This window comes from Pseudomonas sp. KK4 (assembly GCF_001984065.1).
In the GTDB taxonomy this organism is placed as follows: Bacteria; Pseudomonadota; Gammaproteobacteria; order Pseudomonadales; family Pseudomonadaceae; genus Aquipseudomonas.
In genome coordinates this window covers 1-13,288 of sequence record NZ_LYVP01000018.1, presented here as the reverse complement: position 1 = coordinate 13,288, position 13,288 = coordinate 1, and the positions used below count along the sequence as shown (strand labels likewise).

Sequence of the window (13,288 nt, the reverse complement as noted above, 5' to 3'; positions counted from 1 at the left end):
GCATCTTCGGATGCGCCTTTTTTTATGGGCAAGGTCGATTTTTTGTTTGCCGGCTGGCGCATCATGGCGCGGCGGGCAATGTTTCAAAGAGAATTCGGAGCGAGTTATGGCAGGTCATTCCAAGTGGGCGAACATCAAGCACCGCAAAGAACGTCAGGATGCCAAGAGAGGCAAGATCTTCACCAAGTGGATTCGTGAGCTGACCGTCGCAGCCCGTCAGGGCGGTGGCGATCCAGGCTCCAACCCACGTCTGCGCCTGGCCCTGGACAAGGCCCTGGGTGCGAACATGAGCCGCGACATTATCGATCGTGCCATCGCCCGTGGCACCGGCGCTGCGGATACTGACGATGTGGTCGAACTGACCTATGAAGGTTACGGTCCGGGTGGCGTGGCGGTGATGGTCGAGTGCATGACCGATAATCGCAACCGCACTGCGGCGGCCGTGCGCCATGCGTTCAGCAAATGCGGCGGCAACCTCGGTACCGACGGTTCGGTCGCCTACCTGTTCGAGCGTAAGGGGCAGATCTCCTTTGCTGCCGGCGTCGATGAAGATGCGCTGATCGAAGCGGCCATGGAGGCCGATGCCGATGACGTGGTGACCAACGAAGACGGTTCCATCGACGTGTTCACTTCGTTCGCCGGCTTCTATGCCGTGCGTAACGCGCTGGAAGCGGCGGGCTTCAAGGGTGATGACGCGGAGATCGTCATGTTGCCGACCACCAGCGCCGAACTGGATCTGGAAGGTGCGGAGAAAGTCCTCAAGCTGATCGACATGCTCGAAGACCTCGATGACGTGCAGAACGTTTACTCCAATGCGGATATCCCGGAGTCGGTGGCCGCTCAGCTCGGTTAAGGTCCCTCCAGGTTCCCATGTGGGAGCGGGCTTGCTCGCGAACGCGGATTTTCAGGCAGCATCGTTGCTGAAGGTAAAACCGTAATCGCGAGCAGGCCCGCTCCCACATTTGCTATTCGCTGTATTGAATATCGTGCTTTGACTCAACTGCAGGTCTTATGACTCTAATTCTTGGTATCGACCCTGGCTCGCGCATCACCGGTTATGGCGTGGTACGCGATACCGGGCGTGGCTGTGAGTACGTGGCCTCAGGTTGCATCCGTACCGGTGCCGGCGAGCTGTCTGAGCGCTTGCAGATTGTCTTCCGTGGGGTGCGGGAAATCATCCAGACTTACCGGCCCGTGACCATGGGTATCGAGAAGGTGTTCATGGCGCGCAACGCCGATTCCGCCTTGAAACTGGGCCAGGCCCGGGGCGCGGCCATCGTCGCGGGGGCCGAGGAAAGCCTGGAGATTGCCGAGTACACCGCGACCCAGGTCAAGCAGGCGGTGGTCGGTACCGGTGCCGCCAACAAGGAGCAGGTGCAGATGATGGTCATGCACATGCTGAAACTGACCAGCAAACCGCAAATCGATGCTTCGGACGCCCTGGCCATCGCCATTTGCCACGCGCATACCCGATCCAGTCTGCTGCCTCATGGGCTGGGTGCGGCACGCAGTCGTGGCGGGCGCCTGCGTCTCTGATAGCATCAGCAGTCAATTTCATGGAATCAGGGTGTTGCGCCCGGGTTGTCGGCGCAAAAACCCTTGCTCTGTCAGTCGCTGGCCTCGTGCTGGCCAACGCTCAAGGATCTGTAACGTGATTGGACGCTTGCGCGGCACACTGGCTGAGAAACAGCCGCCGCACCTGATTCTGGATGTAAACGGCCTGGGCTATGAGCTTGAAGTGCCCATGACCACGCTGTATCGCCTGCCGTCGGTCGGTGAGCCGCTGACCCTGCATACCCATTTGGTCGTACGTGAAGACGCGCAGTTACTCTATGGCTTCGTCGGCAAGCGCGAGCGAGACTTTTTTCGCGAGTTGATCCGTCTCAATGGTGTAGGGCCGAAATTGGCCCTGGCCTTGATGTCGAGCCTGGAAGTGGATGAACTGGTGCGTTGCGTGCAGTCCCAGGACACTTCGGCGCTGACCAAGGTGCCGGGGGTGGGCAAGAAGACCGCTGAGCGCCTGCTGGTCGAACTCAAGGATCGGTTCAAGGCGTGGGAGACCGTACCGGCCATGTTTGCCCTGGTGCCGAACCAGCCGGACGGCCCGGCGCCGGTCAATACCGCCGAGAACGACGCGGTCAGCGCGCTGATTTCCCTGGGTTACAAACCGCAGGAGGCCAGCAAGGCGATTTCCGCGATAAAAGACAAAGGCTTGAGCAGCGAAGACATGATTCGTCGTGCCCTGAAGGGAATGATTTAAGTGATTGAAGCTGATCGTCTGATCGCTGCCACGGGTGGCCCCCGTGACCGCGAGGAAGTCCAGGACCGGGCCATTCGTCCCGTCAGTCTGGCTGAATACATTGGCCAGCCGACCGTTCGCGAGCAAATGGAGTTGTTCATCCAGGCGGCTCGGGGGCGCAACGAATCGCTGGACCACACCTTGATCTTCGGGCCGCCGGGTCTGGGTAAAACCACCTTGGCCAACATCATTGCCCAGGAAATGGGGGTCTCGATCAAGAGTACCTCGGGGCCTGTGCTCGAGCGTCCGGGGGACCTGGCAGCGCTGCTGACCAACCTTGAACCCCATGACGTGCTGTTCATCGATGAAATCCATCGCTTGTCGCCGATCGTCGAGGAAGTGCTGTACCCGGCCATGGAGGATTTCCAGCTCGACATCATGATCGGTGAAGGCCCGGCCGCGCGCTCGATCAAGCTCGACCTTCCGCCCTTCACGTTGGTCGGCGCGACGACCCGGGCGGGGATGCTGACCAACCCCCTGCGTGACCGTTTCGGTATCGTCCAGCGCCTGGAGTTCTACAACAACGCCGATCTGTCGACGATTGTCAGCCGTTCGGCGAGCATTCTCGGGTTGCCCCTGGACCCGGAGGGCGCCTTCGAAATCGCTCGCCGTGCCCGGGGCACGCCGCGTATCGCCAACCGTTTGCTGCGCCGGGTGCGGGATTTCGCCGAAGTGCGCGCCAAGGGTCACATCACCAAGCCGATTGCCGATCTGGCCCTGAACCTGCTGGATGTCGATGAGCGTGGCTTCGATCATCAGGACCGACGTCTGTTGCTGACCATGATCGAGAAGTTCGATGGTGGGCCGGTGGGCGTGGACAGTCTTGCCGCGGCCATCAGCGAAGAGCGTCACACCATCGAAGACGTGCTGGAGCCCTATCTGATCCAGCAGGGCTACATCATGCGAACCCCGCGGGGGCGGGTGGTGACACGGCATGCCTATCTGCATTTCGGGTTAAACATTCCGTCACGATTGGGCGAGATGCCTGTGGTAGACGAGTTCCTCGATGCCGTGGACGATTAATTAACGTTTGCGTGCTGATTTTTCGGGCATTGTGCTGTCCTAGGACCGTACTTTCGCGAGAAAGCCGCAGAACAATGAAAAACAGTTGCCTGGCCGGATTGGCAACCCGAGGAGTAAGCACTAGAGTATGCGCGCGCAAAACGGGCTTGAGCCTTTCGCACATCGGTGTCGCGTTTATTACGAGGACACCGATGCGGGCGGCATCGTGTATTACGTTAATTACCTCAAGTTTATGGAACGGGCTCGAACCGAGCGGCTACGAGAGTTGGGATTTGCCCAATCGCAGCTGGCAGGGGAGGACCTGTTGTTCGTCGTGCATTCCAGCGAAGCGCGTTACCACGCGCCGGCGCGGCTGGATGACGAACTGCTGGTAAGCGCTGAAGTAAGCGAATTGAACCGTGCCAGCCTGCGCTTCAAACAGCAGGTCAGGCGGGCTACGGATAATGTGCTGCTCTGCGAAGGGCAGTTTCTGGTGGCCTGTGTGCGCACCAACAGTTTGAAACCCCGGGCCATTCCCGAAGCTCTACGAGCGGCCTTTGCCGACGTGAGCGGCACGGGTACACACTCAAAGCAGGAGATAAAGCGTGGAAGCTAACGTCGTCGACCATTCCTCCATGTGGAGCCTGGTCAGCAATGCCAGTATCGTGGTGCAACTGGTAATGCTGACCCTGGTAGCCGCATCGGTGACCTCATGGATAATGATCTTTCAGCGCAGCAATCTGATACGTGCCGGTCGACGCGCGCTCGAGAGCTTCGAGGAGCGTTTCTGGTCGGGTATCGATCTGTCCAAGCTCTACCGTCAGGCGGGCAGCAATCCGGACCCTGATTCGGGCGTCGAGCAAATCTTCCGCGCCGGCTTCAAGGAATTCTCCCGTCTGCGTCAGCAGCCGGGCGTTGACCCGGAAGCGGTCATGGAAGGTGTGGCACGTGCCATGCGCGTGGCCATTTCCCGTGAAGAAGAGAAGCTCGAGCAGAGCCTGCCGTTCCTTGCCACCGTCGGTTCCGTGAGCCCGTACATCGGTCTGTTCGGTACCGTCTGGGGCATCATGAACTCCTTCCGCGGACTGGCGACTGCCCAGCAAGCGACCCTGGCCACCGTGGCCCCGGGCATCGCCGAAGCCTTGATCGCCACCGCGATCGGCCTGTTCGCGGCCATCCCGGCCGTAATCGCTTACAACCGCTTCTCTGCTCGCAGCGAAACCCTGCTGAGCCGTTACTACACCTTCGCCGATGAATTCCAGGCGATCCTGCACCGCAAAGTGCACACCAGCGAAGAATAAGCAGGTAATTTCCAATGGCTTTAATCGCTCGAGCTCGACACAAGCGCAAGCCGGTCGCCGAGATGAACGTGGTGCCTTACATCGACGTGATGTTGGTGCTGCTGGTCATCTTCATGGTGACCGCGCCGATGCTCAATCAGGGCGTGAAAGTTGATTTGCCCAAGGTTTCCAGCGAAGCCTTGCCGCAGGACAACAACACCCAGGTCCTGACCATTTCGATCAAGGCTGACAAGACCTACTACTGGAACCTTGGCAGCGAAGTCGATACCGAAAAGCAGCAGGATCGTGCCATGACCCTGCCGCAGATGACTGACGCGGTGACCAAGATCATCCGCGTCGGCAACGAAGGCGGCAAGCGTACCCAGGTCTTCATTCGCGGCGACAAGAGCGTCGACTACGGCGCTGTGATGGGTGCCATGGGCGGGTTGCAGAAAGCCGGGGTCGGTAATGTTGGCTTGATTACCGAGGCGCCCTGATGCAGCAACAGCGAGAGCCGTCCGCCTCGGAAAGCTACTTCTGGCCTAGTGTCTGGGCGATTGGCTTGCACGTGCTGGTGTTCGGCATGCTGTTCGTCAGTTTTGCCTTCACACCGGAACTGCCACCGGCCAAGCCGATTGTCCAGGCGACTTTGTACCAGCTGAAATCGAAAAGTCAGGCAACCACCCAGACCAATCAGAAGATTGCGGGTGAGGCGAAGAAATCCGCCGCACGCCAGACCGAAGAAGAGCAGATGGAACAGAAGAAGGTCGAGCAGCAAGCGGTGAAGGCTGCGGAACAAAAGAAAGAAGAGGCTGCTCAAAAGGCCGAGGAAGCCAAGAAGGCCGACGAGTCGAAAAAAGCGGAAGAGGCGAAAAAGGCTGATGAAGCCAAGAAAGCCGACGACGCGAAGAAGGCCGCCGAAGCCAAGAAGGCAGAAGAGAAACAATTGGCTGATATAGCCAAGAAGAAAGCGGAAGAAGAAGCCAAGAAAGCTGCTGAAGAAGAGGCCAAGAAAGCGGCCGCTGAAGAAGCGAAGAAGAAAGCCGCCGAAGACGCCAAGAAGAAAGCTGAAGCTGAAGAGGCGAAGAAGAAAGTCGCCGAGGAAGCGAAGAAGAAAGCTGCTGCCGATGCTGCGAAGAAGAAAGCGCAGGATGCGGCACGTAAATCCGCCGAAGACAAAAAGGCCCAGGCCCTGGCAGATTTGCTTTCCGACACGCCGCAGCGCCAGCAGGCCTTGGCCGATGAGCAGGGTGACGAAGTCGCCGGCAGTTTCGATGATCTGATTCGAGCGCGTGCAGCAGAGGGTTGGGCTCGTCCACCTTCGGCCCGCAAAGGCATGACGGTCGTGCTGCAAATCGGCATGTTGCCTGACGGTACGGTGACTTCGGTCAGCGTGGCCAAGTCCAGTGGCGACGGTCCGTTTGACGCTTCGGCTGTGGCAGCGGTGAAGAATATTGGACGTTTGACAGAAATGCAGGGAATGAAGCCGAGCGATTTCGCTCCGTATCGTTCATTCAAGATGACATTCACACCTGAGGATCTAGCCTTGTGAGAAACCTTCTTCGAGGAATGCTGATCGCGATCTGCTGCATGGCAGGTCTGGCGATGGCAGATGAGAAAAACATTCTGGTAACCAGCGGCAGTGACCGGGCTACACCGATCGCAGTCGTTCCGTTCGGCTACCAGGGCGGCAGCGTGCTGCCGGACGACATGGCTGAGATCATCGGCAACGACCTGCGCAACTCGGGTTACTACGCGCCGATTCCAAAACAGAACATGATCAGCCAGCCAAGCCAGGCCAGCGAAATCATCTTCCGTGACTTCAAGGCGCTGGGTGCCCAGTACGTCATGGTCGGCAGCATCGTTCCTGCAGGCGGTCGCCTGCAGGTGCAGTACGCCCTGTTCAACGTCGCCACCGAGCAGCAAGTGCTGACCGGCAGCGTGTCGGGCGGCGTCGATCAACTGCGGGACATGTCCCACTACATCTCTGACCAGTCGTTCGAAAAACTGACCGGTATCAAGGGTGCGTTTTCGACTCGCCTGCTCTACGTGACGGCTGAGCGCTTCTCCGAGAAGAACACTCGCTACACGCTGCAACGTTCGGATTACGACGGCGCCCGTGCCGTGACCCTGCTGCAATCGCGCGAGCCCATTCTGTCGCCGCGTTTCGCACCGGACGGCAAGCGCATTGCCTACGTCTCGTTCGAGCAGAAGCGTCCGCGCATTTTCATGCAGAACATCGACACCGGTCGCCGTGAGCAGATCACCAACTTCGAAGGCCTGAACGGCGCGCCTGCGTGGTCGCCCGACGGCAATCGCCTGGCATTCGTACTGTCGAAAGACGGCAACCCGGACATCTATGTGATGAACCTGGGCTCGCGTCAGATCTCCCGCGTCACCAACGGCCCTGGTATCAACACCGAACCGTTCTGGGGTAAGGATGGTTCGACCATCTACTTCACCTCCGACCGTGGCGGCAAACCACAGATCTACAAGAGCAACGTCAATGGCGGCGGCGCCGAGCGTGTGACCTTCATTGGTAACTACAACGCTGCGCCGAAACTGTCGGCCGATGAAAAAACCCTGGTGATGATCCACCGTCAGGACGGCTTCACCAACTTCAGGGTGGCGGCTCAGGATTTGCAGCGCGGTAGCGTAAAAATCCTCACAGACACCAACCTTGATGAGTCAGCCACTGTTGCGCCCAACGGCACCATGGTAATCTACGCCACCGCCCAGCAGGGCCGGGGAGTCTTGATGCTCGTGTCCATCAATGGACGCGTTAGGCTCCCACTTCCTACCGCACAAGGCGAAGTCAGAGAACCGTCCTGGTCCCCTTACCTGAACTGACGCGGCGCTTTACGTTTTACTTAACACACTGGGGTTCATTAGGAGTTTCACGATGGAAATGCTGAAGTTTGGTAAATTTGCTGCGCTGGCTCTGGCCATGGCTGTAGCTGTAGGTTGCTCGTCCAAAGGCGGCGACAATGCCGGTGAAGGCGCTGTAGATCCAAACGCTGGTTACGGTGCAAACACTGGCGCAGTTGACGGCTCCCTGAGCGAAGAAGCTGCTCTGCGCGCAATCACCACTTTCTACTTCGAATACGACAGCTCGGACCTGAAGCCAGAAGCCATGCGCGCTCTGGACGTTCACGCCAAAGACCTGAAAGCAAACGGCGCTCGCGTTGTTCTGGAAGGCAACACCGACGAACGTGGTACTCGTGAGTACAACATGGCACTGGGCGAGCGTCGTGCGAAAGCCGTTCAGCGCTACCTGGTACTGCAAGGTGTTTCCCCAGCTCAACTGGAGCTGGTTTCCTACGGTAAAGAGCGTCCAGTTGCCACTGGCCACGACGAGCAGTCCTGGGCTCAAAACCGTCGCGTCGAACTGCGTAAGTAATTCGTCATGCGAACGTGCCGTCGTGCTGTAACTGTTCTGGCTCTCAGCTTTGCGCCGCTTGCGGCGTGGGCTGCGGTTCCTGTGGTCGATAACGATGCCGGCTATAACAATAGCGGGAGCAGTTATCCGCCTGCGGGTTACGGTACGAACGGCGCCTATGCCGGGGGAGGGGCTGCGGCCCCTGTCTCGGCACAGGGCGAGCTGTTCAACCAGCTCCAACAAATGCAGGAACAAATTGCACGCCAACAGGGTGTGATCGAAGTTCTGCAAAATGATGTAGCGCGCATGAAGCAGGAAAACCTGGAGCGATACCAGGATCTTGATCGGCGTATTGGAACCGGCGTTGCACCAGCCGCGACTCCAGAAAATTCTTCCACCGGTGGCGATTTGAACGCCCCTGGTGCGGCAGCAGGCGCAGGTGCGGCAGCAGGAACTGCAGCCGCTCAAGCACCCGCCGCAGGCAGCGAACCGGCAGACCCGGCGAAGGAAAAGCTCTACTACGATGCCGCCTTCGACCTGATCAAGGCCAAGGATTTCGACAAGGCCAGCCAGGCTTTTGCCGCATTCCTGCGCAAGTACCCCAACAGCCAGTACGCGGGCAATGCCCAGTACTGGTTGGGTGAAGTGAACCTGGCCAAAGGCGATCTGCAAGGTGCAGGTCAAGCGTTCGCCAAGGTCTCGCAGCTTTATCCCAAGCACGCCAAGGTGCCGGATTCGCTATACAAGCTTGCGGATGTAGAACGCCGCCTCGGTCACACCGACCGCGTAAAAGGCATCCTTCAGCAGGTGGTGTCCCAGTACCCGGGTACGTCCGCTGCGCAGTTGGCCCAGCGCGATCTGCAGAAAATGTAAGCCTGCCTGCCCTGATTCGAAGAAACCCGCGCTTGTCGCGGGTTTTTTCGTTAGAATTCATCCCCTTTTTCTGAAACACGCTTTTTGGGATCTACGCATTGCCGGGGTTCCTTGAAGTGCCTGACGGAGGCGGACAGCCTGTTTAGCTGTTACGCCCGTGGCGACTATGCAAGACACATTGAGAATTACCGAAGTTTTCTACTCGTTGCAGGGTGAAACTCGGACCGCCGGCCTGCCCACGGTTTTCGTGCGCCTGACCGGTTGCCCGTTGCGTTGCCAATACTGCGACAGCGCCTACGCCTTTACCGGCGGTACCATCCGTACACTCGACGACATCCTCGAGCAGGTGGCCGGTTTTCGTCCGCGCTATGTCTGTGTCACGGGCGGCGAGCCCCTGGCGCAACCCAATGCCATTCCATTGCTCAAGCAGTTGTGCGATGCCGGTTACGAGGTCTCACTGGAAACCAGTGGCTCGATCGATATCTCGGCGGTGGACTCTCGGGTCAGTCGCGTTGTCGATCTGAAAACCCCAGGTTCGAAAGAAGCCCACCGCAACCGCTACGAAAATATCGAACTGCTCACGCCTAACGATCAGGTGAAATTCGTCATCTGCTCGCGGGAAGACTATGACTGGTCCGTTTCCAAGCTGATCCAGTACGGTCTTGACCGGCGCGCCGGTGAAGTCCTGTTTTCGCCAAGCCATCACGACTTGAATGCGCGGGACCTGGCGGACTGGGTGGTGGCGGACAATCTGCCAGTGCGTCTGCAATTGCAGTTGCATAAATATCTTTGGAATGACGAGCCGGGGCGCTGATATGACGGAACAATTGAACACTGCAGAAAAACGCGCGGTCATCCTGCTGTCCGGTGGCCTGGATTCGGCAACGGTGGTGGCCATGGCTCGCGCCCAGGGCTACAGCTGCTACACCATGAGCTTCGACTACGGTCAGCGATCCCACGCCGAGCTGTATGCGGCCGAGCGTGTTGCCCGCGATCTGGGTGTGGTCGAGCACAAGGTCATCGGCCTGAACCTCAATGGCATGGGCGGCTCGGCGCTCACCGACAGCAGCATCGATATTCCGGAAACACCCGGTGAAGGTATTCCGGTGACTTACGTGCCGGCGCGTAACACGGTGTTCCTGTCCCTGGCGCTGGGCTGGGCGGAAGTGCTTGGTGCGCGCGACATCTTCATCGGGGTCAACGCGGTGGATTACTCCGGTTACCCCGACTGCCGTCCCGAGTTCATCGAGTCTTTCGAGCGCATGGCCAACCTGGCGACCAAGGCTGGCGTGGAAGGCAACGGCTTCCGTATCCAGGCGCCGCTGCAAAACCTGAGCAAGGCGCAAATCGTCGAAGCCGGTGTAAAGCTTGGCGTGAACTACGGTCTGACCGTTTCCTGCTATCAGGCCGACGATAACGGCCGTGCCTGCGGCAAGTGCGACAGCTGCCGACTGCGCGCGGAAGGCTTTGCGGCGGCCGGCGTCAGCGACCCAACACCCTATTTTTGATTTATTTCAAAATAAGTGTTGAATAGTCCTTAGAAATCAGTATTATACGCGCCACCACACAGCGGGTCGTTAGCTCAGTTGGTAGAGCAGTTGGCTTTTAACCAATTGGTCGTAGGTTCGAATCCCACACGACCCACCATTTTCAAGCTGTTTTAAAAGTCTGGAAGGCCCACGAAAGTGAGGATTTCCGGATTTTTTTTTTGCCCGCGATTTAAGTCCGCCCGGTTCCGTGGCGGCCCTGCACCACGCAGGTCAGAATCATCTTTTGCATCCGCCGGATATTCTGTAGCCTTGCGCATCTTCAATGCTGTCCGTGCCTGATGAATACTCACTTTCCCGGCGGTACCCTGATGGGTCCGGAGCCGGGTGTATACTCGACTTTCGCGCGAAAGCGCCTGCAGGTCTTGCGAACATGACGCAGATTTCCGAACGCCTTCTGGTTCAAGCCCACCTCGACGCCAAACAGCCCAAACCGCTGACCGCAGACGAGGAGGCCCACTACCGTGCCGCCATTGCCGCCGAGCTCAAGGCTCAGGACGCTGTGCTGGTTGCGCACTTCTATTGCGACCCGATCATACAGGCCCTGGCCGAAGAGACCGGTGGCTGCGTCTCCGACTCGCTGGAGATGGCCCGCTTCGGCAACGCTCACCCGGCCAAGACCGTGGTGGTCGCCGGGGTCAAGTTCATGGGTGAGACAGCCAAAATCCTCAACCCTGAAAAACGCATTCTGATGCCGACGCTGGAGGCCACCTGCTCCCTGGACCTGGGTTGCCCGGTCGACGAGTTTTCCGCGTTCTGCGATCAGCATCCCGAGCGCACCGTGGTGGTGTATGCCAACACCTCAGCGGCCGTGAAGGCCCGTGCCGATTGGGTGGTAACGTCCAGCTGCGCGCTGGAGATCGTCGAAAGCCTGATGGACAACGGTGAAACCATCATCTGGGGGCCGGACAAGCACCTGGGGACTTACATCCAGCGTCAGACCGGTGCCGACATGCTGCTGTGGGACGGTGCCTGCATCGTTCACGAAGAGTTCAAGTCCAAGCAGCTCGAAGACATGAAGGCGCTGTATCCGGATGCCGCGATTCTCGTGCATCCGGAGTCGCCGACCTCGGTGATCGAGCTGGCGGATGCCGTCGGTTCCACCAGTCAGTTGATTGCGGCGGCGCAGACATTGCCGAACAAGACGCTGATCGTGGCGACCGACCGCGGCATCTTCTACAAGATGCAGCAGCTGTGCCCGGACAAGGTTTTCATCGAAGCGCCTACCGCCGGTAACGGCGCTGCCTGCCGCAGTTGCGCCCACTGCCCGTGGATGGCGATGAACACCCTTGAGCGCACGCTCAAGAGCCTGAAAGAGGGGACCAATGAGATCTTTGTCGACCCGGCGCTGATTCCCCAGGCGATTCGGCCGCTCAAGCGCATGCTCGACTTCACCCAGGCTGCGCGGATGAAGCTGGCCGGCAACGCCTGAGGTCCTTCAGCCAAGGCACCAAAAACTGTGGGAGCGGGTTTGCTCGCGAATACGCTGTATCAGATGACATCAATGTTTTCTGATACAGCGTATTCGCGAGCAAGCCCGCTCCCACATTGGTTTTCGTAAGGCCGAATTACTGGGTCTTCTTGGGGATGCGCACAAGCTGACTGTTGGAATACATGTCGTGCCAACTGCGCTTTTGCTTGTCGAACAGCGACCAGATGAATCCCAGGCCAACACACAGCAGCGACGCGATCGACACCAAAAAGCGCAACAGGGCCTGCCACAGGCTGATGGATGAGCCATCGGCATTCTGGACCCGAATGCACCACACCTGCATGCCCAGTGTCTGGCCGGAATGGGTCCAGAACTTGGCGAAGAAGCCAAACAGGACAAACAGCAGCACTGTCGAAAGCAACGGATCGCCATCCAGCGCACCAGCCTCTGTGAGGGCGCGCATTTTCTCTTCACCGATGATTGCCATCTGGATCATCTTGTACGCGCCGCTGGTCACGATCAGCAGGGCGGTGCACAGCAGGAAGTCATAGAACATGGCGGCCAGGCGACGACCCAGGCCAGCGGCGGGGAATTCGCCCTGGGGATTCAGCAGGTGTTTCGACATGGCGGCTCTCGGTAAAAAAAGAAGCCATTTTACGGATTTACGCGCACAAAAAAGCCCCTGATGTCAGCATCAGGGGCTTTTTAGTTACAGAAGATTAGGCTTCTGCTTGTACTTCGTCAGCCTGCATGCCTTTCTGGCCTTGCACGGCGATGAAAGTCACTTTCTGGCCTTCTTTCAGGCTCTTGAAGCCGTTGCCCTGAATAGCGCGGAAATGCACGAACAGATCCGGACCGCTTTCTGGAGTGATAAAACCAAAACCTTTCTCGTCGTTAAACCACTTGACGGTACCGCTCTGACGTTGGGACATTTCTTATTTCCTTTGACGCTAAAATTAATGACAGTCTCTATCTTGTGACAGAGTACTGGGGCTGGTTGCAGGAGAGTAAGAAGACGTCGAACGGGATGTAGCTAACTTGTAGGCTACTGCCCAGGTCACGATTCCAAGCGACCCATGCAAACACAGTGAACAAACTCTACGCCAACTATGGGAGAAAAAACAAGCCCCTGCGAAGCCCCGTATTTGCTCAGGTTGCCGGCAGTTTCTCTGACATTAGTAGTCGCTTATTCGTTGCGTTCGTTCACCTGTTTTCGATTGTTATAAGCAAAGTTCATAATCGAAGCCGTGCACTGTTTTATGGCGGTTGCGTTACACATTAGTGCACTTTTAACGCAACCGCGTTACTTATAGGAACAGTCAATCAGCCGCGATAGTAGCGTTGCGGAACAAATGGCATTTTGCTTACAAGCAAAGGAACCTTTTTCCCACGAACAATCGCCCAAACAGTTGTATCGAGTGCGATATAAGCGCTATTGACGTAACCCATCGCCAACGGACCGCCCAGGGTCGGGCC

The 13,288-nt window shown here is 58.2% G+C and carries 17 protein-coding genes and 1 tRNA gene; 15 read left to right on the top strand and 3 right to left on the bottom strand.

The window, feature by feature from the left end; all coding sequences use genetic code 11:
• Nucleotides 1–106 precede the first annotated feature (106 nt).
• The 15 genes from B0W55_RS09200 to nadA all read left to right on the top strand — a co-directional run bounded on the left by B0W55_RS09200 (nt 107) and on the right by nadA (nt 11,812).
• The gene (locus B0W55_RS09200) at nt 107–853 is read left to right on the top strand and encodes a YebC/PmpR family DNA-binding transcriptional regulator (protein WP_077045689.1); all 747 of its coding nucleotides are present in this window, start codon (nt 107–109) and stop codon (nt 851–853) included.
• A 158-nt stretch (nt 854–1,011) separates the two neighbouring features.
• Complete coding sequence (ruvC, locus tag B0W55_RS09195; RefSeq protein WP_077045688.1) at nt 1,012–1,536, top strand: crossover junction endodeoxyribonuclease RuvC; 525 nt, start codon at nt 1,012–1,014, stop codon at nt 1,534–1,536.
• A gap of 115 nt (nt 1,537–1,651) precedes the next feature.
• Nucleotides 1,652–2,260, top strand: a complete 609-nt coding sequence (gene ruvA, locus B0W55_RS09190) for a Holliday junction branch migration protein RuvA (RefSeq protein WP_077045687.1) — start codon at nt 1,652–1,654, stop codon at nt 2,258–2,260.
• Complete coding sequence (ruvB, locus tag B0W55_RS09185; RefSeq protein WP_056852660.1) at nt 2,261–3,322, top strand: Holliday junction branch migration DNA helicase RuvB; 1,062 nt, start codon at nt 2,261–2,263, stop codon at nt 3,320–3,322.
• A 127-nt stretch (nt 3,323–3,449) separates the two neighbouring features.
• Nucleotides 3,450–3,917 carry a tol-pal system-associated acyl-CoA thioesterase gene (gene ybgC / locus B0W55_RS09180; RefSeq protein WP_077045686.1) on the top strand — a complete coding sequence of 156 codons (468 nt, stop codon included), beginning with the start codon at nt 3,450–3,452 and terminating at the stop codon, nt 3,915–3,917.
• On the top strand, nt 3,907–4,602 hold the full coding sequence (tolQ, locus tag B0W55_RS09175) for a protein TolQ (RefSeq protein WP_060539647.1): 696 nt from the start codon (nt 3,907–3,909) through the stop codon (nt 4,600–4,602). The genes ybgC and tolQ overlap by 11 nt, the downstream gene beginning before the upstream one ends.
• A gap of 23 nt (nt 4,603–4,625) precedes the next feature.
• Nucleotides 4,626–5,078, top strand: coding sequence for a protein TolR (gene tolR / locus B0W55_RS09170; RefSeq protein ID WP_170948638.1), 453 nt, complete (start codon nt 4,626–4,628; stop codon nt 5,076–5,078).
• Entirely contained in the window at nt 5,078–6,133 is a 1,056-nt protein-coding gene (gene tolA / locus B0W55_RS09165; protein ID WP_077045684.1) for a cell envelope integrity protein TolA, read from the top strand. The genes tolR and tolA overlap by 1 nt, the downstream gene beginning before the upstream one ends.
• 17 nt (nt 6,134–6,150) lie before the next feature.
• Nucleotides 6,151–7,431 carry a Tol-Pal system beta propeller repeat protein TolB gene (tolB, locus tag B0W55_RS09160; protein WP_371807262.1) on the top strand — a complete coding sequence of 427 codons (1,281 nt, stop codon included), beginning with the start codon at nt 6,151–6,153 and terminating at the stop codon, nt 7,429–7,431.
• 52 nt (nt 7,432–7,483) lie between these two features.
• Nucleotides 7,484–7,981, top strand: coding sequence for a peptidoglycan-associated lipoprotein Pal (gene pal / locus B0W55_RS09155; protein WP_003227510.1), 498 nt, complete (start codon nt 7,484–7,486; stop codon nt 7,979–7,981).
• A gap of 6 nt (nt 7,982–7,987) precedes the next feature.
• Nucleotides 7,988–8,833, top strand: a complete 846-nt coding sequence (gene ybgF, locus B0W55_RS09150; protein WP_077045682.1) for a tol-pal system protein YbgF — start codon at nt 7,988–7,990, stop codon at nt 8,831–8,833.
• A gap of 166 nt (nt 8,834–8,999) precedes the next feature.
• Nucleotides 9,000–9,647 (top strand): 7-carboxy-7-deazaguanine synthase QueE, encoded by a 648-nt coding sequence (gene queE, locus B0W55_RS09145; protein WP_077045681.1) that lies wholly within the window; start codon nt 9,000–9,002, stop codon nt 9,645–9,647.
• Nucleotide 9,648: 1 nt separating this feature from the next.
• Nucleotides 9,649–10,341 carry a 7-cyano-7-deazaguanine synthase QueC gene (gene queC / locus B0W55_RS09140; protein WP_077045680.1) on the top strand — a complete coding sequence of 231 codons (693 nt, stop codon included), beginning with the start codon at nt 9,649–9,651 and terminating at the stop codon, nt 10,339–10,341.
• 63 nt (nt 10,342–10,404) lie between these two features.
• Nucleotides 10,405–10,480 (top strand) — tRNA-Lys (locus B0W55_RS09135).
• A gap of 273 nt (nt 10,481–10,753) precedes the next feature.
• Entirely contained in the window at nt 10,754–11,812 is a 1,059-nt protein-coding gene (gene nadA, locus B0W55_RS09130; RefSeq protein WP_077045679.1) for a quinolinate synthase NadA, read from the top strand.
• Nucleotides 11,813–11,948: 136 nt separating this feature from the next.
• On the opposite strand, the gene B0W55_RS09125 is transcribed toward nadA, so the two are convergent.
• The 3 genes from B0W55_RS09125 to B0W55_RS09115 form a co-directional block, all read right to left on the bottom strand.
• Nucleotides 11,949–12,437 (bottom strand): RDD family protein, encoded by a 489-nt coding sequence (locus tag B0W55_RS09125; RefSeq protein ID WP_077045678.1) that lies wholly within the window; start codon nt 12,435–12,437, stop codon nt 11,949–11,951.
• A 94-nt stretch (nt 12,438–12,531) separates the two neighbouring features.
• Entirely contained in the window at nt 12,532–12,744 is a 213-nt protein-coding gene (locus B0W55_RS09120) for a cold-shock protein (RefSeq protein WP_007977299.1), read from the bottom strand.
• Between the two features lie 391 nt (nt 12,745–13,135).
• Nucleotides 13,136–13,288: glycine cleavage T C-terminal barrel domain-containing protein (locus B0W55_RS09115; protein ID WP_305882508.1), on the bottom strand; the 153-nt coding region annotated here is incomplete at its 5' end.

Bases quoted from the DNA above. Each gene is read 5' to 3' on its own strand.
- nadA (WP_077045679.1), top strand. From the start codon at position 10,754: ATGACGCAGATTTCCGAACGCCTTCTGGTTCAAGCCCACCTCGACGCC.
- ruvC (WP_077045688.1), top strand. From the start codon at position 1,012: ATGACTCTAATTCTTGGTATCGACCCTGGCTCGCGCATCACCGGTTAT.
- B0W55_RS09125 (WP_077045678.1), bottom strand. From the start codon at position 12,437: ATGTCGAAACACCTGCTGAATCCCCAGGGCGAATTCCCCGCCGCTGGC.
- pal (WP_003227510.1), top strand. From the start codon at position 7,484: ATGGAAATGCTGAAGTTTGGTAAATTTGCTGCGCTGGCTCTGGCCATG.
- B0W55_RS09200 (WP_077045689.1), top strand. From the start codon at position 107: ATGGCAGGTCATTCCAAGTGGGCGAACATCAAGCACCGCAAAGAACGT.
- B0W55_RS09120 (WP_007977299.1), bottom strand. From the start codon at position 12,744: ATGTCCCAACGTCAGAGCGGTACCGTCAAGTGGTTTAACGACGAGAAA.
- tolA (WP_077045684.1), top strand. From the start codon at position 5,078: ATGCAGCAACAGCGAGAGCCGTCCGCCTCGGAAAGCTACTTCTGGCCT.
- ybgF (WP_077045682.1), top strand. From the start codon at position 7,988: ATGCGAACGTGCCGTCGTGCTGTAACTGTTCTGGCTCTCAGCTTTGCG.
- ybgC (WP_077045686.1), top strand. From the start codon at position 3,450: ATGCGCGCGCAAAACGGGCTTGAGCCTTTCGCACATCGGTGTCGCGTT.
- queC (WP_077045680.1), top strand. From the start codon at position 9,649: ATGACGGAACAATTGAACACTGCAGAAAAACGCGCGGTCATCCTGCTG.
- queE (WP_077045681.1), top strand. From the start codon at position 9,000: ATGCAAGACACATTGAGAATTACCGAAGTTTTCTACTCGTTGCAGGGT.
- tolB (WP_371807262.1), top strand. From the start codon at position 6,151: ATGCTGATCGCGATCTGCTGCATGGCAGGTCTGGCGATGGCAGATGAG.